Here is a 23,211-nt window from a genome sequence, read left to right on the forward strand (position 1 = left end):
TCCAGTGAAACATCAAAAGGGATATATTTTTTGAACCGCATTTGAAATTCTGGGAGTTGTACACCAATTGCCCGGACAAGATCGGTGAAATGGCCGAAAGAGTGTTTACCATGGGCAGCGACCATGCCACTGTTTTACCAATCTATTCCGACCATGCCCAAAATATGCCTATGTACAAGTACCTCGATATGGAATATCGGGCCAATAAGAGAACCGACCTGGGCGAAAATGCTCATGGATTTACCCTTAAGCCCCAGGGATCGATGATTGGTGCGGACAAATAGATATGGAAGCATGAAATTACGATTGATTGGAAGATGGATATAAATGTATGCCGTTCATTGCTCTTTATTTATCTGTTATCCTTACTTCCCTAATTTTTGGGGTACATTTATGCCGAGGTTTCTGTTGACCTTTCAATCGGCATCTTTTTTTTGTTTGTAGGAGTGGGATATATGCCCACTCTATAGGCTTGTCCCTTGTCTGCTAATTCAAATGCTTTGTCCAACTCCTCCAAAGGGTACTCAACGCTAACCAAACTTTCAAAAGGATATTTGTGTTTAGTTGCCAGCATAAACCTGATGGCAATATAGAGGTCTTCAGGGACATAGTTATGTAGCCCTCTAATGGTAAGAATTCTCCGAACAATGGTCTCTGCATCTATGGATAGGTTTCGTTGAGAATAAACAGCACCAACAATGATACAGGAACCCCCGATGTTCAGTAACGAGATTCCGTTTTCAATTACCGTTGGATTACCACTGGTGTCCAAAATTACATCCAGACCTCCAAGTCCTTTAACCGTCAATGCCCATTCTTTTATATCTTTTTGTGAATCGATGGTGGTATTGGCTCCAAATTGAAGGGATTTGGCCAGCCGCTCCGTATTCAAGTCTATGGCCACCACATTTGCGGCACCGTTTTCACGTGCCATGGCGCAAGCGGATAGCCCCAACATTCCGACCCCGATAACCGCGATGTTTTTTCCTTTTACATCACCTGCCATTCGCAACGCACCTACCATTGTGGCATGGGAACAGTTCAATGGAGCCGCTTCCTTGTCACTTATTTTGTCTGGAAGGGAATAGATGCAGGTTCCTTTCTCTAACAAACAGTGGGAAGCGAAACCACCATTGAGATTGTTGTTGGCGCTAAATTTTTCATGTCCGTATTTGTAAAGGTTTTGGGACTTTTGAGGGTACCCTTTTAAAGCTGTTGGGTCATTGTGGTCATATGCATATACCGACCATGTGATCCTATCACCTCTCTTGATTTTTTTTCCCGAAAAATCACTGGCGCCTCCAAGTCCTACCGCAATTACCCTGCCCATGATTTCATGTCCCAAAATACAGGGGCAAGGTGATTCTCTCCTCCCAAAAAAGCTATGAAGATCACTGGTGCAGATAGTGGAAAAGCTGATTTCTACCAATACTTCACCTTCGAGAGGTTTGGGCAATTCTACATGATATGGGGCAAAGGGTATTTCTACGCCTTCAAACACCATGGCCTTGGCGGTATGTTTCATGGTTTAATTGACAGTTAAAAAGTACATCAACAATAAAAAGGCCTCCTCGGCGGTTTTGTTTTCGGGCACATGCTCAATTCCGCCGTCAAAGAAAAGGGAATCTCCTTCCTCAAGTGTCAAGGTTTCCTTGCCTATGTGGTAGACCACCGAACCTTTCACCACAAATAAGAACTGAAAACCATCAGTAGAGACCTTTTCACGGCTTGCTCCGGGACGTAATGTCAATACTGAAATTTCAAGGGCCGACTTTTCAATACTCCTGGTAAGGACAAGTCTATAATCAAAACCTTTGGCCTCTTCCTCTTTTTCAATGGATCGATATTCATTTGATCTGAACAAAAGGTAACCAGAGAATTCATTTTCCTTGGGCAAATCATTGAAAAAGGTGTTCAGGTTAAGGTCCAATGCAGTAAAAATCTGGAGTAAGGAATGCCAAGTGGGAAACACCCTGCCATTTTCAATTTTGGACAGCATGGCAATGCTGATCCCTGTTTGCTGCGAAAGGTCGTTCAATTTTAGGTCCTTGTTCCTTCGGATTTCCTTGATTTTTGAACCTACCCACATCACAATATATTCAGTTTGTCCCATTTGATTCTGGTTTATTGGCTAAACTATAATTTTCTTTATAAGAAACAAATAGTGAATGCTATTGTTTTCATTTTAGTAAAACTTATTTAACCTAATGAAAATTTCTTTATTTGATAACTTTAAATATAGGTGAAAGGCGAAGTACTGTGATATGTTTGTTTTGAAAAGAGGTAATATTAAATTTTCTTTAAATGAAAAAAATAGCAAGGGGGAGAATCTGTGTTTCACGAAACGATATTTATCTCATGATCGCTGCATTTATCTGTTATACCGGAATGTATGCTGTGCGCAAATCATTTCTTGCGGCCCAGTTCAATGAGCAGTTGTTGTTCGGTTTTGATTACAAGACCGTTTTGGTTTTGAGTCAGGTCTTTGGCTATATGCTCTCGAAATTCATTGGGATACGGTTGGTGTCTGAAAGTAAAGGAAGAAAAAGTGAAAGGATGCTGTTGGGCCTGGTTTCTGCTGGCTTGCTTTTTTTGTTACTAATGGTTTATTTGCCCATAGCACTTCGTCCTGTTGCTATGTTTTTCAACGGACTTACCTTAGGGATGATTTTTGGGCTTGTGCTCTCTTTTTTGGAAGGAAGACGAAATACTGAGCTTCTGGTGGCCGCTTTGAGCGCTACTTTCATTTTCTCCACGGGATTTATAAAAACTACCGGGGTTTGGTTGATGCAAGACCTTGGTGTGAGTGAAATTTGGATGCCATTTGTTACAGGTCTTCTGTTTTTTCCGTTGTTCATAGGTTCGGTCTTCTTGTTGGGCGGCACAAAGGCGCCTGATGAGATGGATATCCAATTGAGAACAGAAAGATTGCCTATGGATAAATTGCAGCGAAAAGGCTTTATTAAAAAGCATGGATTACTGTTTTATGGTTTAGTGCTTGTCTATGTTTTTCTTACCGCTTCCCGCGATTTTAGGGATAATTTTACTGTGGAATTTTGGTCAGAGTTGGGCTATGCGGACAAACCTAAACTAATTACATTGACGGAGATTCCCATTGCAATAGTGGTATTGATAATCGCTGCTTTGGCCGTACTGGTCTTCAACAATAAAAAAGCTTTTGTTTGGAGCATGGTGGCCGTATTGGTCGGGGCTTTGCTTTTGTGGGGATCATCAATCTTGCTGGAAAAGGGATCACTTTCCCCTATTTTTTGGATGATTGTCTCCGGCTTTGGCATCTATTTGCCGTATATACTATTTCACTGTGTAGTTTTTGAACGACTGTTGGCCCTACTTCGATATAAGGGTACCATAGGATTTTTGTTTTATGTGGCAGATGCCTTGGGGTACTTGGTAAGTGTTGCGATTCTTTTGGGAAAGGAGCTCTTCGATTATAATGGCAGTTGGTTGGGATTCTTTCTGCAATTGAACACCTATGTTGGGGCTGGAATGGTAATTTTGACAGGATTTGTTATTTGGAAGGTCTACACTATTAAGGATGAAAGTGCTACTGTCGATGCTTTGCCGGCCAAGTGAAAAATTCCCTAATTACAAAAAAGGAATAGCAAAATAGGGAGAAAGCTATTATTAAAATGTATCCTGAACAGACTTAGCGCATTGCTTATATGTGTTTCCACGGTACGAATGGAAATGTTCATTTCTTGGGCAATCTCTCTATTATTGTAACCTTGTACACGACTTAGATAGAATACTCTTCTACATCGATTGGGGAGTTTTTCCATGGTTTTTTGAAAGAGTTCACTGGATTCAAGATAGTCCATATGTTCTTCTGTGCCTTCCTTTATGGGGCGAAGCTTGAGCTCTTCTTCTGCAGATACTTTTCGTTGTTCCAACTTTAAATGGTTAATGGCCCTATATTTTACTCCTCTGAAAAGGTAGGCCTCAATTTGTTCAATGGAAGTGGTCGCAGACTTTTCCCAAAGGCTAATGAAGATTTCCTGAACCAGATCTTCAGCGATTTGATGGTCTCCCGTAAGACTGTGTGCGTAAATGTAGAGACGTTTCCAGTAGCGATCAAAAATAGTTTCGAGTGCTTTTTCCTGTCGGTTTTTCAGCGCTTCCAGCAACAACTTTTCGTTCTCTGCCATTGAGTCCTTCTTGGGGGTTAAAAAAGTCCTTTCCTACAAAACTATTGGGTGAAAGTCAACTGATCGCTTGTAGAATATTATGCTTTTGTTACTAAAAAGTATCCCCGGAAACACCTTGTCTTCCGGGGATACAAAATGGTTTTATTCTTACCAATTGGGGTTTTGCACTAGGTTGGTGTTCAACTGCAATTCTTGGGTTGGAATGGGGAGCAAGTAATCCCTGTCCTCATTAAAAGTTCTGTCGTTGAAACCGGGAAGTGGGTCTATTAGATTATCTGGACTTAAATTAATATCGGTGCCTAGCTGAAAGTATTTGGCCCCTTCAATTTGACCAGATGGAAGCTCACCTTCAAAAACAACCAAATCAATGGCCCCGTTATCGTCCAAATCGTATTCACCGGCACCGGGCAAATAGATTCCACGCAACGGCAACGTGATGGATTGTCCGGCTTTCCAACGTCTAACATCGTTCCAACGATGTCCTTCCATATACATTTCGATCCTTCGCTCTCTTCTGATTTCCAAAATAAGACCTTTGTTGGCCCCACTTACATTAGGATAGAAGGTTTCTTGATAAACATCTGGATTGGCATTTGCCTCAGCAAGGGAAAGCCCAGGCATTCCGACCCTGTTCCTGAGCAATCCTATGGAGTTGTCCATGTCAGTTTGGGTAGCTGTTCCCAGTTCCGCTTTCGCCTCGGCATAGTTCAACAACACCTCTGCAAAACGGAATACGGGCAAATCATTGGTGTTTTGGTTGATACCGTCTGAATTGGCACCTGTGACAAACTTGGTCAAATGGTATCCAGTAATGCTAAAAGAAAGGTCTGGAGCCAACTCCACACTTTGTCCCACCCTTGTGTAGCCAGATGTGCGAATGGTCTGTGACAATCTTGGATCACGATTGGCAGTTTCCATGGCAAAGGGAATGATGTTGTAATCCGGTTGGTCCGTAAAACGGCTGCCATCAGCGTTTAGGTACGAGTTTACCACAGATTTTGGCATACCCGGTGTTCCTTGGGAACCGGTCAAGGTGTAATAATTTGCCCGGTGTCCGTTGGTCAAGGGTTCTGTGTATTCCCTAGCTAGAATGATCTCTGTGGTCTCTGCCGTTTCTGCCCTGAACAAATTGGCATAATCGGCCTCAATATTTCCGGTGTTGTACAATCCGTAAGGACTATTGTCCATCAACTCTTGTGAAGCATCTATGGCGGCTTCCAAGTATTTTTCGTATCCTGGGATACCGTGGTATTTCCCAAAAGTGCCTTCAAAAAGCCCCACTCTGGATTTTAATGCCAAAGCGGTATACTTGCTCACTTCATAGGCATATTGTTGGTCACCCATGTTGGCAATGGCCCAATCGAGGTCTTCCATGATCATGTCCACTACAAACTGTCTGTCGTCACGAGCTTTATACAGATCTTGATCATCGGCCTCCATAGTTTTGTCGTACCATGGTACATCACCAAAATTCATTACCATATTAAAATAGAAATAAGCCCTAAAAAAACGAGCTACCCCACCGTAACGGTTTTTTGCGGTTTCATCACTGCACTTCTCGTAGTTTTCCAAGAAGTAGTTGATGTTACGCAGATTGGTCCAGCTCCACCCACCACCAGTAGTGGGGACAATGCGGGAGCTGTTCATAAGATCACTTACGGTATTAAGGACAATCTCTCCGCACTGACTATCCGTGGTGAAAATCTCATTTCTATTGGAGCTGTTTGGTAGCAATAGGTAGAAACCGTTGGTGTACAGTTCCAGATCTGAAGCAGTTAGAAAAAAACTTTCCTCACTGACATCGGATATGGGATTTTTGTCCAAATAGTCATCACTACAATTCACCAAAAGCAAACTGCTCAAACTTATCAATGCAATATATATTCGTTTCATCATCATAATTGGTTTAAAATTGAACTGAAATACCCAAAGAGTAAGTTTTGGACATTGGGGCTTCCTGTCCTCTGGAGTCGTAGATGTAAGATCCAGAGGGGGAGTTAAGATTTACCTGGTTGCTGGCAATCTCAGGATCAATGTAATCGGTCAGTTTGGTGAAGGTTAGAATGTTCTCCCCACTGAGGTATAGTCTAATCTTATCAAAAGGTGTTCTATCCAATACCGATTTTGGCAGGTTGTACCCAAATGTGAGGTTTTTTAATCGCAGGTAAGAGATATCCTGGAGGTAACGGTCGTTGGTATTGTACAGGGAATTTCTCCCACTTAGGGCGATATATCCAAATCCTCTGGGGTAATAGGCACCTGTATTGTCCGGGGTCCAAATGTTGTTGGCCAAGTCTTTTCGGACAAATGAAGCATACGGACGGCTGTATGGCCCCCAGAACAACTGGGAATTGTAACCGGGATACCAATCTTGCTTGCCCACACCTTGAAAAAAGGCGGATAGGTCAAATCCCTTCCAACTGGTGGACAACCTAAAATTGTATAGGTATTTTGGCGCTACGTTGCCCACGATTTTTTGATCCCCTGGATTATCCAGCGTATTGGTGCCTGCATCCACTACACCGTCCCCATTAATATCGACATATTTTACATCTCCAGGTTGAAGGCCGCCCCGCCCTGAAATTCGTGCACTTACATAGGATTGGTCCACATGGGCGGCGATTTCTTCTTCGGATTGAAAAAGCCCTTCAATTTCATAACCCCATAGGTCGCCAATGACCATACCTTCGTAGAAGGAGTTCAAAAGTTTCTCTGGATTGTCAAATCGGGTAATTACGGTTTCTGAGTTGGAAAGTCCAGCGCTCAAACTAAATTGGAAAGGGGAGCCGCCAAGGGTAAAGTTATCACTGTATCCCAAGGAAAGTTCAAAACCTTTTGTCTCTAAGTCTGCTGCATTTTGCTGTGGTGCAGCTGCTCCTAGGGTTGCAGGAAGTACTTGTCCGGCCGTAAGCATTCCCAATGTCTCTCTTTTGAACCAATCAAAATTGGCGGTCAATTTGTTCCTGAAAAACCCAAGGTCTGCACCAAAATCAAGGGTCCTGACCTCTTCCCAGGTAATATCAACCGGGTTCAAGGCAGGGGAGGAAATATATTCCAATGGACTGCCATTCAATGAAAATGCTTGGTTGACCGACCTTGATAAAACAGGCTGATAGGCATAGGGCGAGATTTGTTGATTCCCTAATGAGCCATATGATGCCCTTAGTTTCAGTTGGCTAAGGGTTGGGTTTAGGCTTTCCATAAACCCTTCATTATGAATGGCCCATGCTGCAGATACTGAAGGAAAGAAACCCCATCTGAAATCTGAAGGAAATCTGGAGGTTCCGTCATATCTACCGTTCAATTCCAAAAAGTACTTGTTGTCAAAATCATAAGAAACCCTTGAAAAAACACCTTGCAGTGCCCATTCGTATGCGCTTCCATTGGCATCGTCAGCAGTTGTGCCCAATCCTAAGGAGTTCAGGTCATCAGAAATCAATCCCTGGGTACTGGCCTGGATGGTCTTGCTATACATGGATTCTTGACCAAAACCAACCATGGCATCAAAATGATGTTTCCCAAAACGTCTGTTGTAATCCGCATAAATGTTGAAGGCATCGTATTCCGCAGCGGTGTTGAATTCCGTCAATCTATCAATTCCCGAGGTCTGGATTTCCCCAACATAAATGCTATAGGGATTTAAGGTAGACCTTTGGTAGATGTTCTGGTTCATTTTCCTAAAAGCGTAGCTTGCCTTTACAGTAAGGCCATCAGTAGGGGTAAGTGTAGCGGTGATGATGTTCGAAAATTCGGAATCCTCTGTTTCTTGTTTGGATTTACCATTTAAAAGGGAAGCATACAGCCCATCACCGGCATCATAGTTGTTCAATTCACTTCTAATAAAAAAAGTGCCGTCGGGGTTGATGGGCGAATACCAGGGCATGGCATGGTTATAAACCAAATAGTTCCAATAGTTTCCGTGCCATCCACCTCTATAACCTCCATATTGAAGGTCGTTATATTTATTGAACTGCATGTTGTCGGTAATAGTGATCCAATCGTTCAACTTGAACTCCAGCTTGGCCCGGTAGTTCTCCTTTTTGAAAAGATCTTCTTGAACCTTAAGGATGCCGATTTCACGATAGTTTCTGTACGAAAAGTAGCCTTTTAATTTTTTGCTGCCACCACTAATCGATGCATTATAGATTTGAGATGGTCTGCTTTTCCTGAAAAAGGTGTCCCACCAATCGGTCTTGGCGTAATGCACATACTGCTCCCGGCCGTTTCTGGTATCTGTGATCACACGAGCCAAAGATGGGTTGGCAGATACTTCTTGCAAGGCAGCAAGATCACTTTCGGTATACCCAGAATAGGAAGCCCCACTACTGGCCTGAAAAAAGCTATCGGCAATTTGTATGGCCTCATAGGGGTCGGTAACAAAATCTGTATTGGTGGTAACCTGATTGATGGCAGTTGTGGCCTCAAAACTTACCTTAAGATCTCCTTCCCTGGCTTGTTTGGTGGTGATCAAAACAACACCAAAGGAAGCGCGGGCACCATAAATGGCTGCGGCACCCGCATCCTTCAAAACACTGATATTCTCTATGTCATTTGGGTTAATGTCGTTGATGTCGCCTTCCACACCATCAATGATAATAAGGGGATCACCACCGTTGATAGAGGTAAATCCACGGATGTTGATGTTTGGGGTATTGGTAGGTCTACCGTTGGATCGTGTAATGGTGAGCCCTGGGGTCAATCCTTGAAGTGCAACCGCGGCATTGCTCACAGGACGTTCTGCCAAGGCACTCACATCTACTTTACTTACTGCGGCACTTAGTGATTCAATGGATTTTTCACCATATCCGATGAGAACAACTTCTTCCAACTGTTCACTATTTACATTTAGTTGAATGTCAATTGTTGTTGTATTTGGAGCAATGGTAAAAGTTTGGGTTTCCATCCCTATGTATGAAAACTCAAGAACTTCCCCGGTATTTGCCTGGATTTGAAAAATTCCATCAAAATCGGTAACAACACCCCGGTCCGTGCCCAACACCATTACGTTGGCGCCTATCAGTGGTTCCCCGTCTACATCTTTTACGGATCCCCTGATAGTTTGCTGAACAGATTGTACGTTCACTTGATTGAGGTAAACTGTAATGTTGTTTTTTTGAATTTTATATCCCAATCCGTATATCTGGGCCAAATGGGCCATAACGGTGTTTAGTGACTCATTGGTGTAATTGACGTCCACTTTACGTTTGAGCTGCTTTACCTCATTGTTGTAAATGAAGCTCACAGCCGCTTGTTCTTCAATCTTATGGAATAGGGTTACTAGATTGATTTGGGTTTGGTGAAGGCTGATATTTGGGGAATTCTCCGTTTCAGCCTGTGCCGGCAAAGCAAAAAACTGCACTGCCCATAACATCATGATGGTTTTCATAACGTTTCCGTTGAAAAAAAATAGTAATTTTGGTTTCATTATTTCATACTATGTATTTGGTGAATATGTAGTTATACCAGCCTTTTCTGTTGGCGCAGAAGAGGCTTTTTTTGTTTGTCTCGTTTTTTATATCATATCTAGAAGTTTTAAGGTTCTACTTGGGTTTCGTAAATGATTTTGGAACCGGTCAACAGTTCCAAACTTTGTATGGTCTCTTCCAGCGTAGGGTCAATGAATCTACCGGTAATGGTTGGAGCATCGGATTTTTTATCGACCACATGGAGTTTCACATTGAACCATCTTTCCACGATTCTAACGGTCTCCTCCAGCGAATGATCATTGAGTTTAATGATATTGTCCAGCCATGAAATATCATTGTTGGTGCTATGGGTCTCAATTACACAGTCTGATGTGGTCTTATTGTAGCGTAATTGCTCATCTGGTTTTAGGGTGGCCATAATCCTATCAGCTTTACTGATTTGTATGGAACCTGTGGCCAGACTAATCTTTATTTCAGGACCATCATCGTAAGCTTTTATGTTGAATGATGTACCCAGCACGCGTGTACTGAGTTTTGATGCTGTGACCAAAAATGGCTTTTGGGGGTCATGGGTTACCTTAAAAAATGCTTCACCGTTCAATTGTACCTCCCGGGTATTCCCATTGAAAGATTCTGGGTAGGTAAAGCTGCTTCCTGCATTCAGGGTGACCAATGAACTGTCTGGTAAAGTAACTTCCTTTTTTTCACCTAAATTGGAAACTACGGTTATAAGCTCAACCTGTTTTTGAGGTAACAACAGTAAGGATGTAATACCAAGAGCAATCAGAATGGAAATGGAAGCTGCAATGCGGAGCATGGTCCTTCGCTTTCGTTTCTGAGCCAAGAGCATGTTTGATTTTTTTATTTGGGCCGAGACGCCTGAATACAACTGCTGTTTGGTTTTTTGTTCCGATGTTTCAACAAACAATAGTTGTCCATACGTTTGGTAATACTCTTCCAATTCAGCCTCTTCTGCTTCAGAGCAGTTATGGTCCAAGTGTTTTTCCACTAGTTCCAGAAATCGTTCCCGATCAATCATAATTTTTATTTTCGGTCCTTGCTGTTAAGTCAATAAAAAAGGCCTTGCCACGTAGTGTGGAAGGCCTGTTCTGGATATTGTTAACGTTTTCTTTATAAGGCTTAAATTGACTTAACGATCAGCTAACAATGTTGGGAGACTATTTGCTCTTTATTTTAATTTGGCGATACGGTCTCAACAAATGTGTTGCCAAAATTATCGGAAACCTCAATGGTGATGTTGTTAATGTCGCTGGGCTCAAAGAAAAACATGTGGTCTGTGATCGCAGGCTCTGCCCAAGGTCTTCGTTCTGGTAATTTATTGCCCAAATGAAGTTCATTGCTCAAGGGATCGGTTGTGTTTACTTTTCTGATATGGGATTTTCGCTCCCCGTTTTCGTACCAACAAACGCTCCAGTTGGGGTCCCAGTTCCAGATATTCAATACACAGGAATTTGGAAATTCTTCATGGGCTCCTCTTTCGTAGAATCTAAATTGATGCGATTTGTCTTTCCCTACAGATTTATAATACCAAGAAAGTTCACTGCCATTGACTTGGTAGACCCCATATCCATTCGGCGTGCCATCAACACAGATGGGGCCGCTCCACCATGCTCCACAAACAGCGCCATGAACGTGTTCATAGCAGTTTTCTTCAACATAATTGTTGGATCTGTGGGTGTGCCCCGAGAGAATATGGGTCTTGTATGGCGACAACAATTCATATAAATGTGCTTTGTTCTTCACATGGAATATTGGAATGTGAACACAAAGCACCACAGTACGACCTGCTTCAATGTATTTTAAATCCTCCTCGAGCCATGCCAATTGGTTTTCGGTGATGTAACCAATATATTCCCTTTCTACTCCAGTAAAAAAAACATCGTCCAATACAACATAATGAATCTCTCCTCGGTTGAAAGAGTAATATGAAGGTCCAAAGAGACGGTTAAAGGTCCTTGTGGTGGCCTCATCGGTACGAGAGTCCAAGTCCATATCATGGTTTCCAATGACTTGGAAGAATGGAATTTCCGTGGCTTTGATGGATTTGTTGTACTCTTCAAAAAGATGGAGTCGATCATAGACTAAATCCCCACATCCTACCCCAAAAGTGTTTGGGTCGTTCAAGTCCTTAATGGTTTGAATAAAATCAGGAGTGGAGGTGCTCAACAATTGCTCTACTTCATATTCATTTTGAATTTGAGGGTCGGCCAACACCAAAAGGCTGTGCTTGTCGTCATTTTGTTGTACTGGTTTCAATTGGAACAAGATTTCATTGCTTGAACTGTTCAAATCCAAAGGCTTAAAGAAAGATGCTGATCCATTGGCGAGTTGATCTATTTGAAACCCGGATGGTATGCTCACAAAAACAAACGGTTGTTTGCTCGTGCTCCAAAAGTCAAAATTTCCGTGCTGGTCAGTCAAAATGACGGTTTCCCCATCTGAAATGGCAACTTTGGTCAATCCCTTTCTTCCGTTGGCCACTTTTCCTTTGACCCTTGTGGGTTTGCGCCATAATAGGGGATTTTGCAATCCCAATACATCGGTTGTGGCCAAAAGCGATAGCGAGCCTGTGGCCAATCCCATTTTCTTTATAAATGCTCTTCGGTTTTCCATGATACGGTTTTTTATGGTTCTTTATACTGAGTCAAAAAAAAGAAGGGTTACACGTAGTACAATTCTCAATTTATTTAAAAATCTCGGAACGTGGACCAAATAAATTTTATAATGATGATACTTGTCGTTTGCAGACCGGATGTATATCAAGGGATACCGGGCATGCTGATCGCGAGTTTGCCATTTTGGCTTTTATTGAGCGAGTATGACCTGATCATTGAGCATAGGGTACAATCTTTACGTTAGTTTATTAAGCACTTTCTTGTTGATGTGGTATAAAGGGAATATCAAACAACAGATTTTTAGACTTTTTGTCTAAGATTGGATGAGCCGGATGGTTGAGCCCACCAAAACCGGAAAATTTGAGCCATTCAATATTGGGTGTTAGTGACTTGAAATTCAGATTTTTGTGTCGTGTTGGAAGGTGCTCAATTTTCTCCGACGAGAATGGTATACGATGTCCAGCGTTTCCACTTCTGAATTGTACAAATGCCCTTATGGACTTTATTGGATTTTTGAAGGGATTCCGCGGAAATGCAATGACTTGATCGACATTCTCATAATTTTGATACAGTTGGGAAGCATAAGATTGGTTCACCAGCAGATCGATCTCGCTGTTCGGGAATGTGGATTCCAACTCTTGGACCAAAGGGGAAAGCAACAGTAAATTTCCCAATCGATGGTTCGGTCTACAAATGAGGATACTTTTTATTTCATCATTATTACCGACCGTTTCACCTATCTTGTTTGTAAAACAACCTGAAAGAAGCCCAAATGCCTTCCTCTTTATGGTGATGATGATTTTTTTCGGATCCATTTCTAAAATTTATGTGTTGAGCTTCCTGCGAGTCCATGGGATTCCCTCGTATTCTTCAAACAAATCTGTCTGCGGAAAGCGGCTGGAAAATAAAGGTGGTTCAGGATGCGTGTACAAATCATCAAAAGTTCCGAATACGCAATTTTGTTCCTTAGAACCACCTTATATCCTATTGCTGTTCAATTGTATATGATGTAGTGTCAAATTGACCCAACCTAAAAAATCCCAATACCTCTTCGTTGGGATCGTTGACATTGGTACAGTTTCCTTTTAGCTGCACCGGGGTAGTTGGAAAAGGCCCGTTTTCATCGCTTCCCGATTGTTGGATAAAAATGCTCAAATAGTCATAATAGCGTTGGGAGACACCGTACAAATTGATAGCTACAGTGGCTCCGGCAACATAGTTTTCATTATCGTTCTCAATGAAATTTTCGTTGCCATCCGTAAACTCATCGCTGATGACCGCAAGGGACGGTATGGGTAGATTGGATGGAATAAATTCGCCCAAATAATAATTTTCAACAGCTCCGAGGTCGTCAAAAAATACTTGAAGCTGAATTTCCTTGTCATCATCGGAACCTTCAACGGTTTGCACAATTCGATTGATATCTGGTGCCGCAATCAAGGTTTCGGTTGCTGTGTAGGAATTGCCGTTGTACAGGATTTCCAAAGTGTACGACGCATTCAATTCCGGAACAAAGTCGGTTGCCGTGTAACTGCCATTGTTCTGGTCGGCAAACACAACTATCGACCCGTCGTTTTGTTTGGTCACCGTTACTTCTGCACCCGTGACAGGGACATCTGGATTCTTATCAAAATAAGCAGTTGATTCCCTGAGATGAATGGTCTGTGTTTCTCCCGAGGTACCTTTTTGCCACTTGATGGACGCATCGACCACCAATCGTGCGCCGGCATTGGGGACATTGACATCTATGACATCGGTACACGAGTTCAAGAATCCCAGTAGTATGAGCAGGGCACCTAATTTGTTGTATATGGTTATAGTTCTATTTTTCATTGTTTTAAAATTTAAAGTTGTAGGTTACTGATGGGACAATGCCGAATATGGCAGTACGTGTGGCTTCATTTACGCCGGTTTCTTGATTTTGGCCAAAGGAAATAGAGGCTGCGTTCATTCTGTTATAGGCATTGTAAATGCCAAATACCCATTCGCCTTGCCATTTCCTATCTTTATTTTTTCGAGGTGTCAGGGTTGCGGAAAGGTCCAATCTGTGGTACGCCGGCAATCGGTCTGCGTTCCTTTCGGAATACGTCGCTACGGATAGTCCATTGAATACAAACTGCCCGTTGGGATAGGTGACAGGTCGCCCGGTCTGGAATACCATATTGGCCCCAAATCGCCATTTTTCGTTGAGTTTGTAACTTCCGGTAAATGAAAAGTCATGGGTTCTGTCCCAGTTGGAGTTATACCATTTCCCGTTGTTGATGCCCAATCCGCCTGCTGCTCCGCCTGGAGTGCGCTGTTGCGATTTTGACAATGTGTACGCCACCCAACCTGTAAAATCGCCTTTGTTCTTTCGCACCAAGAACTCCAGTCCATAGGCACGGGCCTCACCAGATAAAATTTCGGTTTCAATGGTGTTTTGTGCTATGAGTTCAGCGCCATTGATATAATCCACCCGATTGTCTACCGTCTTGTAATAGGCTTCGGCTTCAATGGAAAACATATTTTCCCTGAAATTTCTGAAGTAACCTACAGCATATTGGTCTGCAATCTGTGGTTCAATAAACTTTCCGCTGGGTGCCCAGACATCCAATGGTGTAGCTGATGTGGTGTTGGAAATCAAATGCAGGTATTGGGCCATCCGGTTATAACTTGCTTTCAAGGAAGACTTCTCGTTAAGTTGATAGGAAAGGGCAAACCGAGGTTCCAGATTATTGAAGGTAGCTATGCTTTTTCCCTTGCCGTAATCGGTACTGGAAATTGGGTCGGCACGCTCATAAATACCCAATTCTTCGTTGAAGACCACGGGTAAATTATTGGCGTAATTGTTTAAGGTTTGTTCACCCAATCGATTGAAATAACTGAAACGTAGGCCATATTGGGCGGTGAGCTTATCCGAAATTTTATGTTCCAAACCTGCATACACTCCGGCTTCCAAGGCAAATTTGTCGTCCAATTTCTCTGGGTTGACGCCCGAATCTTCATCCAAAGGGTTGAGCTTGCCCGGATTAAAGTTGTAATAGATACCATTTACCCCAAAATCAAACTTTAATTTTTCGCTGGCATAATATCCTAGGTCATAGCGCACATTATAATTGCTGATATCAGAGGTCCAATCAATTCCCTCAATGGGGATTTCCAGGTTGTAATTATAGCGGCTGTATATTAGGGATACATTGGAAAACAACTTGTTGTTGAAAATATGGTTCCATCGCAAGTTTCCTGAAAGGTTCCCGTAGGAATTCGTGAAAATTCCTGACAAGTTAAAGTTGTCATTACCAAAATAACCGGATAGGTACAGTCGGTTCTTTTCATCAATTTCATAATTTGTTTTCAGGTTCAAATCGTAAAATCCGGCCCTGCTATCTTCGCCGCCCAAGGCCAAGAATATATTGGCATAGGCAGCCCTACCGGCCATTAGGAACGAACCTTTGTTCTTGAACATGGGCCCTTCCGCCGCCAAACGGCTGGAAATGGCACCAATACCGCCAGTGAGTTCAAACTCCTTACTATTTCCGTCTTTTTGACGTATATCCAGAACCGAAGAAGCTCGCCCTCCAAAACGTGCGGGAATGCCCCCTTTATAAAGTTTAACATCCTTAATGGCATCAGCATTGAATACCGAAAAGAAACCAAACAAATGGGAAGCGTTGTAAATAATTGCTTCATCCAAAAGAATTAGGTTTTGGTCTTCCGCACCACCGCGTACGTTGAAGCCCGATGCACCCTCGCCGGCGTTGGCAACACCAGGCAATAGTTGTATGGACTTTATCAAATCCACCTCACCCAAAACAACGGGTATCTGTTTGATCTCGTTGGTCGAGAGCTTTGCCACACTCATCTGTGGTGTCTGAAGGTCTACTTTCTTTGATTCTTCAGCGGTGATGACCACTTCATCCAATTGGGCGGCATCCTCTTTGAGTTCAATGTCGAGATTTTGGTCAGCACTAAGCTGTACACCCTGTTCAAAAGTTGTAAAACCTAAATAGGAAATGGTCAAGGTATAAGTACCTTCAGGCGCCGTGATGGAATAAAAACCATATTCGTTGGTCGTGCTTCCAATGGAAGTGCCTTTTAAAAGGACAGTCGCTCCCAAGAGTGTTTCACCGTTGGCCACATCCTTGACCACACCACTGATGGTATATTTGGTCTGTGCAAAAAAGAATACGGGACACAACAGTATCACCACCAAAAAGGCCTGCCTTTTTTTGGACCTTAAGGGTTTTAATCGCTTTGTTTTTGTCATAATTGTTAGATGTTTTTTGATTAAGGTTTTCGTTCAACCGGGGTAAAATTAGACCTGCATCCAAAGCGTTAAAAGTTAAGTAGGTCTTGAATCCGCCTTCAGTACCTGTTTATGGTGATTATGAATTTAAATAACTGATTTTTAGGTTATTAAAATCAATGTGCAGTGTGGTTTCAAAAGGTTCTAAATGCGTTTTTCGTACTTGGAAAGATGCCAACAGTACCATTTGGGGCTGTTTTTTGTTTTTGGCGAAGTGAAAATTGATAGGTTCAGGTTTTGGCTTAATAACCTTAGGAATGCAAAAAAACCGTTGCAGATTGGACAGTACCATTTGAAGCTATCGATTCCAAATAGCCTTCCTAAACTCTGCTGTACCAATTGTAGGTAAGGGAATAATCCAATTTCTGGAAAAGGAAACTTCTTTAACTTCTTAGAGGCTTTTGAAATCGGATTTGCAATGGCATTCTTCCGAAAAGAATTAGAGGGAGGTTGAATCTAAATTGCCGAAGCCAATGTCTTTTTAAACTCACTGGGTGTAACCCCGTAAATTCTTTTAAAGGTAGTGTTGAAAGAGGACTTGGATTTGAAACCTACTTCGTTGGCAATACCCATGATGGAGTAATTCTTGAACTTTTCATCCTTGAGACATTCTACAAATTCTTCGGCCCTGTACTTGTTCATGTAGTCCTGAAAATTGGATTTTAAGTACACGTTCAAGACTTCGGATAGGTACTGTCTTGGAATACCCATCCGTTGCGCCACTTGGTTGACCGTTAGGTTACTATTGATATAAAGCTTCTCTTTATCCATAAGCTTCAGAAACTCCCCTTTATATGCCTCTGCCTTGGATTTAGTGAGACTTGAAGTTTTATAGGCCTTGATATCGGCCTTTGGAAGTACGGATGTTGGGGAGACGACCAGCTTAAATAGTATCATGTAGAGCAATACCGCAGATATTCCAATAATGCCATAACTTTCCAAGAAGGAAAAATTATCATGGCTGCTTGTTACAATAAATGAAACTTCGTCTATTAAGTTCAGAAAAGCATAGGGCACTATAAAAAACAGCATCCATCTTTCCGTTTTGTTTTTGACGATAGTATAGATGGTATCCCCTAAATAGACCAATAGCGTTACACCTGCCAGAATTTCGCCTATCATTAACCATATGTTCTTACCTAAGCCATTAACGTCATCTATGATTTGAAGCGTGATAAAAAACACATACGGAATAAAATAGAGAAAATCCCTGTTTTGGAACTTATCTTGTTTGGAATGGTGATACTTTATCAGTAAAAAGAACAGTGTAATGATCAATGGGGACTGGAAAAAATACCAGTTCGCGTTGGAAAAAAACAGGTTGAAATCATCATCTCCGACAATGTTCAAAAGCATTGCAATAATGGATCCAAGGAGCAGTATGAAATTTACCCGTTTGTAGCTCTCTTGTTTGACGAGCAGAATACTTAAAAGGAACAAGCCCTGGATAAGGGCGATTATTTGGATTATTTCCAACATAAATAATGGAGCACTTTCTTCGGATAGGCTAAAATAATTCAATAAAAAACGAAAATAGATTGAAAATTTATTAAAAAATACTAAAATTTAACATTCTCCCATTAACCTGATTTCTAATCAATTTTCTTGAACTATTGTACAGATTTTAAAATTCGTACCTATGTTAGGTAACGGAAATTTTGAAGAACAAGTATGATTAGGTATAAATGTTTTTTCGATTTGAACTTAAGGTTTTAATCTGTTTCAGATGGCTGAGTGTCGGTTCCGCTTTTCAGTGTAGATAATCAATGCTTTGAAATAAAGATTGATTTGAGTATTAATAATAAAGCAAATTAAATTGGAAACCAATAACTAGAATATTATCACTATTTTTATTGATAGTTGAGCACAAGAAAATTGTGCCCAAAAGTTGTTTTTTGCTATCCGTGTTCTTAGCGGGAATGCCCTTAAGGTTTAAGCGTTAAAGTATTGATAATTAGATATATATAATCGGATGTGGTTTCTGCCACTCCTAACGAAGACAATCCATTGGATGTATATGCCAAAAATTCTGTGGTAACCTTAGATATTTGTGATGAACAAGGTATCAGAGACAACTACAAAAAGAAGTTTATCATATTAGGCTAATTGATAATTTGAAAAGTTTTAATGATTGCTTAAACGTAGCTGGTTCAATAAGTAATTTAAGTGTTTCTGGAGCAGAAATAATAAGAGAATGGAACGAAACGGGATTACTGAATTTTGAAATTCAATATCCAAAAGTTTTAAACAAGAGGGATTAAACTAAAATTATTGTAACAGCAAATTTTATAGATAGTTTTATTTTAGATAATGAATACTGGGAGACGAAATCTAACAATCATTCAGGTGATAATTTTAAGGTAATTGTGAGATTTCCTAAAAATAGACCACCGAGAAATTGGTATCGTCAAGATAAAATCGGATCAAAATATTTTGACAAAAACAAAGAAGGAATAGAAACATATGTGGAAACTGGTAGACAAATTATCCTTTTTCAATTGGACAACCCCGTTCATCATATGAATTACATACTAAAATGGAATTGGTGAACTAATGCCCATAAAAGGTGTATAATTCGCAATAAACATAAAATCATTGTGAAATTTAAGCTGTCAAATTGTCCTTGCAAACTCCAATAGGGCGGGGTCATTCTTCAATTTTTCCATATCTTCCGAAATTTTACTATCCAATACCTTGGCATAGATTTGGGTCGTCTTCAAAGAGGTATGACCAAGCATTTTGCTCACAGACTCGATTGGTACTCCATTTGAAAATGTCACGGTCGTTGCAAACGTATGTCTGGCCAAATGGGTGGTCAGTGTCTTTTTGATCTTGCATGCCGCGGCAATTTCCTTCAAATAAGAATTGGTACGCTGATTCGTATAAACCGGCAGCAATATCTTTTTTTCGATTACCCTGGGATGTTCTTCGTACTTTCGATAATGACTTCTGATATGGGCAGGTTTTCAAAATTAACTAAATGGGCCGTTATTACGGTACCTATATATTTCCAATTATAAAGCGGTTGAGGAAACCAAATTTTGTATTTTTGGTAACCTGATTGAATGGGAACTTTTAGAGGACCTATTATTCATAAATTAATAGAAAGTAGGATAAGATTTTAGACTTCATTGTTCAATAAGGAAATTAGATTTTTGATTGTAGATGACCATTTTGTGGTCAGGCATGGGACTAGTTTAATCCTGAATCAAGCTTATAAAAAGGCAGCGATAGATCAAGTGGACAACATTTGTGATGCTATTTCCAAAATAAAGGAAACGTCCTATGATATTTTTCTTCTTGATATTGCCTTCCCCAAAGGAACTGTCCAACAGTTGTTGGATCAGATAAAGGTTTTTCAGCCTAGGGCCAAAACACTTATGTTCTCAGGGCTGGACGAAGAAATATATGCCTTACCTTACTTAGATTCCGGAGTGGATGGTTACCTACATAAATTGAGTTCCGAGGAAGAAATCATCCATGCCGTTAATTCAATTCTGAAAGGGAATAAATATCTCAGCGAATCGGTAAAGGGAAAAATAATCAACAGGGCGTTGGGCCAAGAGGTCCACAATCCTTTGAGTCAATTGTCAGGCAGGGAACTGGAAGTTGCAAGATATTTGGCCCAAGGAATGGGGAACCAGGAAATTTGTAATAATCTTAATCTCCAAAAATCAACGGTCAGTACCTACAAGAATAGGATTTTTGAGAAATTGAAAGTCAAAAATGTTGTTGAGTTGATAGCGGTCTTAAATGCAAGTTCTGGGACGCATGGATTTAATGGTTGATGTTGAACGAGATACTTACCAAGGTCCCTTTTCCTACCTCGCTCTTAAGGGTTATGTCTCCTTCAAGTAACATTAGTAACTCCATAACTATGGATAGACCAAACCCTTTTTGTTTAAATTGTTGTTTGTAGGAACCGTTTGCAATGGACATTTTTTTGGCATATAGATATGCTTTGGTTTCTGCTGTCATCCCTGACCCCGTATCTTCAATGTTTAGAGTTAGCCTATCCTCCTCTTTCTGGTGCCAAAAAACGATTTTGCCATCGTAAGTATGTTTGATCGAATTATCAAGTAGATTGTGGATTATTATGGAAAACAGTTGTTGGTTGTATGATAAGGAGAGAGAGCTGGGAACTTGGTTGTCAACCTTTAATTTCCTCGATGCAGATATGTTTTCAAAAAATTTGATTTTTTCTTCGATCAAATCAAATAAAGAGAAAGTGTCCTTGTTCAATTTTTCGCTATCCAAGGAGATAAAGCTGTAGTCAAGAACGTTTTCTATAAAATGGGATAACTGATAGGAGGAAGTATACATTGCCTTTACGGATTCATGGAACTCACCATTGCTCAGTCTTTTAAAATTGTCAAATGAATACTTACTGGTGAGTGTCAGGAACCTTAAGGGCGTTTTTATGTCATGGGTTATTGCGGTAACGAGTTTTCTTTGTTTTGAAACTTGATTCTTCAAATCTTCCTTTGCTTCCCGCAACATATGAACAGTGTGCTGGAGTTGCAACGTGTGTTCATTTATCTTCTTTTTTAAATGGACATTTTTTTTGATGACATAGCGGGTTCTTAATACAATGGTCAAATAGGTGATGGAGCACAATAGTAAAATTAATAGGGCCTTAAAGAAGGTGGATTGCCAAAATGTTGGAGCCACATAGATGCTAATGCCGGTATAGCGATAGCCGGCGTTGAACCCCGCTAATCTTCTGGCGCGAATAAAATGTTGGCCGGGATCTAGGTTTGTATAGGATAAGGTTTGTGAGGTGCCTGTAGGTTCCCAGGCCCCATCATCCATTTGAACCTCGATTTGACTGTTGTACGGGTTGCCGAAAAAAGGACTTGTAACTTTAAAAATGATACGATCCTTTTTTTTCAAAGTAATTGTATCTCCCACAAATTTGTGTTTGCCATCAACAATTATCTCATCGATGTAAAGGTCGTTATCAGGGACTTTCGGGTTTACGCTTGAGGGATTGAAAAAAACCAAACCATCAAGTGAGGGAAAGACAATATCCTGGTTGGGTAATTGAACCCCACAGGGACAGCCGCCCCCGTTGAATTCATTATTGGAGAAACCGGAGATCTTGTCATAGTAATGATAATAGATGGGTTTAGCATTGTTTTCCAAATAAGCAATCAGATCATTTTTATGCACTTGAAAAAGCCCCTTATTGGTGGTGATCCATAAATACCCCTTAATATCTTCGATGATACAATGCGCTGTGGCCAAATATCGATTTTTGTCCAAAGGGAAGGACCATATTTGGGAGTCCCTGTAAAGAAAAAAACCGTCTTCATAAGTGGATATCCAAAGTTCATTTTCTGATGGGTACATACTTCGGATATAAGCTTTCTCCAAACCCTTGACAAGAGACGTCCGATGGTCTTTTTGATTGAACCGATATAGACCTTGGTGGGTTCCCACAAACATGATGGAATCGCTTTCTTTTGCAAGAGAGGTTATCATTTGTGGGGTTCGAAGAATTGGTGTAGGGGCAATTTTTGGGTTATCAAGGTCTTGTACAAACAGTATTCCTTGACCATTTTTGTTTTTTTCCGGCCCGGTGCCTATCCATAAGTTATTCCCTTGGATGAGAGCCGATCTGATTTTTTCGCTTAGTTGAATAGATTCATAGTTGGTATAAGAGCTATTTGCATAAAATTTGCTCAGTGTTTCCCCCTTGGAAATCCATAGGTTTTTTGAGGAATCCAATTGTGCAATATATCGTAGGGAATTTTCGGTTATCATTTCATATTGCACCACCAGCTTACGGTTTAGAATTTCAACCCCAGTGGCAGTCACAAGTGTGCTGTCATTCAGCTTATTGATGCCATACTCAATAGCATCCTTTGTTTTGGTGTTTGTGGGAATGTTTTGAAAATATTGCTTTTTCGCTATGCACAAACCGCGGGTTAAGCTCCCTAGGTAGGTTATTTCATTTTTTTGGTCATAATAAACGGAATAAATCCTTGAGGTATTGAAATCAATTCCTTCGAATATAATTTTTCCTGATACCGTTTTGCCCGTGAATGTAAGATCATATAGTTTGTCATTGGAATACAAGAATACTTGATCGGCAACATTGTTTGCATAAATGAGCGCATTGGAATCGAATGGAAGATCTGCATGGATCGGGACACTCCTGTTTTCTTTGAACATGGTGAACCCGCCACTCTTGTCCAATGCGAATAGGTTATCGTCCTTCGTAAAGAATTGAATGGAATCGGAAAAGGTATTGTTGTGGGTGGATATCAAAGTACCTGACTTGCTATATTTTTTTATCGCGTTATTCCCCACTAAAAAAAAGGATTTATCACGTAGTACGTGACGCATAAAATTATTTTTAACCAATTGGATGGGTTGTGGTGGAGGGGTGTTCCAATAATTTTTGAGTTTTCGAAATAACGGTTGAAAATTGTGCGACTGGTCATTGGTTACAGTTGCCCTCCGATTGTGTATCAATATGACATTCCCTGCATTGTTAACGGAGAATAGACTGTCCGTTTCCATATTTCCTTCAAAGAATTTCATTCTATTGGAGTCCAACCCTTTGATGTTGGTGTCATTGAAGAGCTTAAAATTTTGTCCGTCATACCGGACCAGGCCATTCTCAGTTGACAACCAAATGAATTTATGCTTGTCCGGGAATATGTCTTTAACGCTATTTTGTGGAAGGCCCT

General features: G+C 40.9%; 16 protein-coding genes and 1 pseudogene. 4 read left to right on the forward strand and 13 right to left on the reverse strand.

Annotated features, from left to right (window positions below):
- Positions 1-56 precede the first annotated feature (56 nt).
- Complete coding sequence (locus FOT42_RS00350; protein WP_151888591.1) at positions 57-284, forward strand: hypothetical protein; 228 nt, start codon at positions 57-59, stop codon at positions 282-284.
- 107 nt (positions 285-391) lie between these two features.
- On the opposite strand, the gene FOT42_RS00355 is transcribed toward FOT42_RS00350, so the two are convergent.
- Positions 392-1,525, reverse strand: coding sequence for a zinc-binding dehydrogenase (locus FOT42_RS00355; RefSeq protein WP_151888592.1), 1,134 nt, complete (start codon positions 1,523-1,525; stop codon positions 392-394).
- Positions 1,526-1,528: 3 nt separating this feature from the next.
- On the reverse strand, positions 1,529-2,113 hold the full coding sequence (locus tag FOT42_RS00360) for a helix-turn-helix domain-containing protein (RefSeq protein ID WP_151888593.1): 585 nt from the start codon (positions 2,111-2,113) through the stop codon (positions 1,529-1,531).
- 191 nt (positions 2,114-2,304) lie between these two features.
- Here FOT42_RS00360 and FOT42_RS00365 point away from each other — a divergent pair, with 191 nt between their 5' ends.
- Positions 2,305-3,594, forward strand: coding sequence for a DUF5690 family protein (locus tag FOT42_RS00365; protein ID WP_151888594.1), 1,290 nt, complete (start codon positions 2,305-2,307; stop codon positions 3,592-3,594).
- A gap of 8 nt (positions 3,595-3,602) precedes the next feature.
- Here FOT42_RS00365 and FOT42_RS00370 read toward each other — a convergent pair whose 3' ends face one another.
- The 5 genes from FOT42_RS00370 to FOT42_RS00390 all read right to left on the reverse strand — a co-directional run bounded on the left by FOT42_RS00370 (position 3,603) and on the right by FOT42_RS00390 (position 12,226).
- Entirely contained in the window at positions 3,603-4,166 is a 564-nt protein-coding gene (locus tag FOT42_RS00370) for an RNA polymerase sigma factor (RefSeq protein WP_151888595.1), read from the reverse strand.
- A gap of 147 nt (positions 4,167-4,313) precedes the next feature.
- Positions 4,314-6,059: a RagB/SusD family nutrient uptake outer membrane protein gene (locus tag FOT42_RS00375; protein ID WP_151888596.1), complete on the reverse strand. Its 1,746-nt coding sequence runs from the start codon at positions 6,057-6,059 to the stop codon at positions 4,314-4,316.
- Between the two features lie 13 nt (positions 6,060-6,072).
- Positions 6,073-9,552, reverse strand: a complete 3,480-nt coding sequence (locus tag FOT42_RS00380; RefSeq protein ID WP_192938288.1) for a TonB-dependent receptor — start codon at positions 9,550-9,552, stop codon at positions 6,073-6,075.
- A gap of 146 nt (positions 9,553-9,698) precedes the next feature.
- Positions 9,699-10,631: a FecR family protein gene (locus tag FOT42_RS00385; RefSeq protein WP_151888598.1), complete on the reverse strand. Its 933-nt coding sequence runs from the start codon at positions 10,629-10,631 to the stop codon at positions 9,699-9,701.
- A 155-nt stretch (positions 10,632-10,786) separates the two neighbouring features.
- Positions 10,787-12,226 carry a calcineurin-like phosphoesterase C-terminal domain-containing protein gene (locus tag FOT42_RS00390; RefSeq protein ID WP_151888599.1) on the reverse strand — a complete coding sequence of 480 codons (1,440 nt, stop codon included), beginning with the start codon at positions 12,224-12,226 and terminating at the stop codon, positions 10,787-10,789.
- Positions 12,227-12,337: 111 nt separating this feature from the next.
- Between FOT42_RS00390 and FOT42_RS18235 the strand changes: the two genes are divergently transcribed.
- Positions 12,338-12,472, forward strand: a complete 135-nt coding sequence (locus FOT42_RS18235) for a multidrug resistance efflux transporter family protein (RefSeq protein WP_226789756.1) — start codon at positions 12,338-12,340, stop codon at positions 12,470-12,472.
- Positions 12,473-12,476: 4 nt separating this feature from the next.
- Here FOT42_RS18235 and FOT42_RS00395 read toward each other — a convergent pair whose 3' ends face one another.
- The 5 genes and pseudogenes from FOT42_RS00395 to FOT42_RS00415 all read right to left on the reverse strand — a co-directional run.
- Positions 12,477-13,043, reverse strand: coding sequence for a hypothetical protein (locus FOT42_RS00395; RefSeq protein WP_151888600.1), 567 nt, complete (start codon positions 13,041-13,043; stop codon positions 12,477-12,479).
- A 169-nt stretch (positions 13,044-13,212) separates the two neighbouring features.
- Positions 13,213-14,061, reverse strand: a complete 849-nt coding sequence (locus FOT42_RS00400) for a DUF4249 domain-containing protein (RefSeq protein ID WP_151888601.1) — start codon at positions 14,059-14,061, stop codon at positions 13,213-13,215.
- A gap of 4 nt (positions 14,062-14,065) precedes the next feature.
- The gene (locus tag FOT42_RS00405) at positions 14,066-16,474 is read right to left on the reverse strand and encodes a TonB-dependent receptor (RefSeq protein WP_151888602.1); all 2,409 of its coding nucleotides are present in this window, start codon (positions 16,472-16,474) and stop codon (positions 14,066-14,068) included.
- 495 nt (positions 16,475-16,969) lie between these two features.
- Positions 16,970-17,992, reverse strand: coding sequence for a helix-turn-helix domain-containing protein (locus FOT42_RS00410; RefSeq protein ID WP_151888603.1), 1,023 nt, complete (start codon positions 17,990-17,992; stop codon positions 16,970-16,972).
- Between the two features lie 1,133 nt (positions 17,993-19,125).
- Positions 19,126-19,449, reverse strand: a pseudogene (locus tag FOT42_RS00415) (tyrosine-type recombinase/integrase); the annotation flags it as partial.
- A gap of 219 nt (positions 19,450-19,668) precedes the next feature.
- Here FOT42_RS00415 and FOT42_RS00420 point away from each other — a divergent pair.
- The gene (locus FOT42_RS00420; RefSeq protein WP_192938289.1) at positions 19,669-20,301 is read left to right on the forward strand and encodes a response regulator transcription factor; all 633 of its coding nucleotides are present in this window, start codon (positions 19,669-19,671) and stop codon (positions 20,299-20,301) included.
- Here FOT42_RS00420 and FOT42_RS00425 read toward each other — a convergent pair.
- Positions 20,291-23,152, reverse strand: a complete 2,862-nt coding sequence (locus FOT42_RS00425; RefSeq protein ID WP_151888606.1) for a sensor histidine kinase — start codon at positions 23,150-23,152, stop codon at positions 20,291-20,293. The two genes, FOT42_RS00420 and FOT42_RS00425, sit on opposite strands and share 11 nt — an antisense overlap.
- Positions 23,153-23,211: the final 59 nt, after the last annotated feature.

The organism is Flagellimonas hadalis (genome assembly GCF_007785775.2).
Classification (GTDB): Bacteria; Bacteroidota; Bacteroidia; order Flavobacteriales; family Flavobacteriaceae; genus Flagellimonas; species Flagellimonas hadalis.

Excerpts from the sequence above, each read along its gene's own strand:
- FOT42_RS00410 (WP_151888603.1), bottom strand. The coding sequence starts at position 17,992 with ATGTTGGAAATAATCCAAATAATCGCCCTTATCCAGGGCTTGTTCCTT.
- FOT42_RS00400 (WP_151888601.1), bottom strand. The coding sequence starts at position 14,061 with ATGAAAAATAGAACTATAACCATATACAACAAATTAGGTGCCCTGCTC.
- FOT42_RS00405 (WP_151888602.1), bottom strand. The coding sequence starts at position 16,474 with ATGACAAAAACAAAGCGATTAAAACCCTTAAGGTCCAAAAAAAGGCAG.
- FOT42_RS00385 (WP_151888598.1), bottom strand. The coding sequence starts at position 10,631 with ATGATTGATCGGGAACGATTTCTGGAACTAGTGGAAAAACACTTGGAC.
- FOT42_RS00360 (WP_151888593.1), bottom strand. The coding sequence starts at position 2,113 with ATGGGACAAACTGAATATATTGTGATGTGGGTAGGTTCAAAAATCAAG.
- FOT42_RS00395 (WP_151888600.1), bottom strand. The coding sequence starts at position 13,043 with ATGGATCCGAAAAAAATCATCATCACCATAAAGAGGAAGGCATTTGGG.
- FOT42_RS00355 (WP_151888592.1), bottom strand. The coding sequence starts at position 1,525 with ATGAAACATACCGCCAAGGCCATGGTGTTTGAAGGCGTAGAAATACCC.
- FOT42_RS00380 (WP_192938288.1), bottom strand. The coding sequence starts at position 9,552 with ATGAAAACCATCATGATGTTATGGGCAGTGCAGTTTTTTGCTTTGCCG.
- FOT42_RS00390 (WP_151888599.1), bottom strand. The coding sequence starts at position 12,226 with ATGGAAAACCGAAGAGCATTTATAAAGAAAATGGGATTGGCCACAGGC.
- FOT42_RS00370 (WP_151888595.1), bottom strand. The coding sequence starts at position 4,166 with ATGGCAGAGAACGAAAAGTTGTTGCTGGAAGCGCTGAAAAACCGACAG.
- FOT42_RS18235 (WP_226789756.1), top strand. The coding sequence starts at position 12,338 with ATGATGATACTTGTCGTTTGCAGACCGGATGTATATCAAGGGATACCG.
- FOT42_RS00375 (WP_151888596.1), bottom strand. The coding sequence starts at position 6,059 with ATGAAACGAATATATATTGCATTGATAAGTTTGAGCAGTTTGCTTTTG.
- FOT42_RS00365 (WP_151888594.1), top strand. The coding sequence starts at position 2,305 with ATGAAAAAAATAGCAAGGGGGAGAATCTGTGTTTCACGAAACGATATT.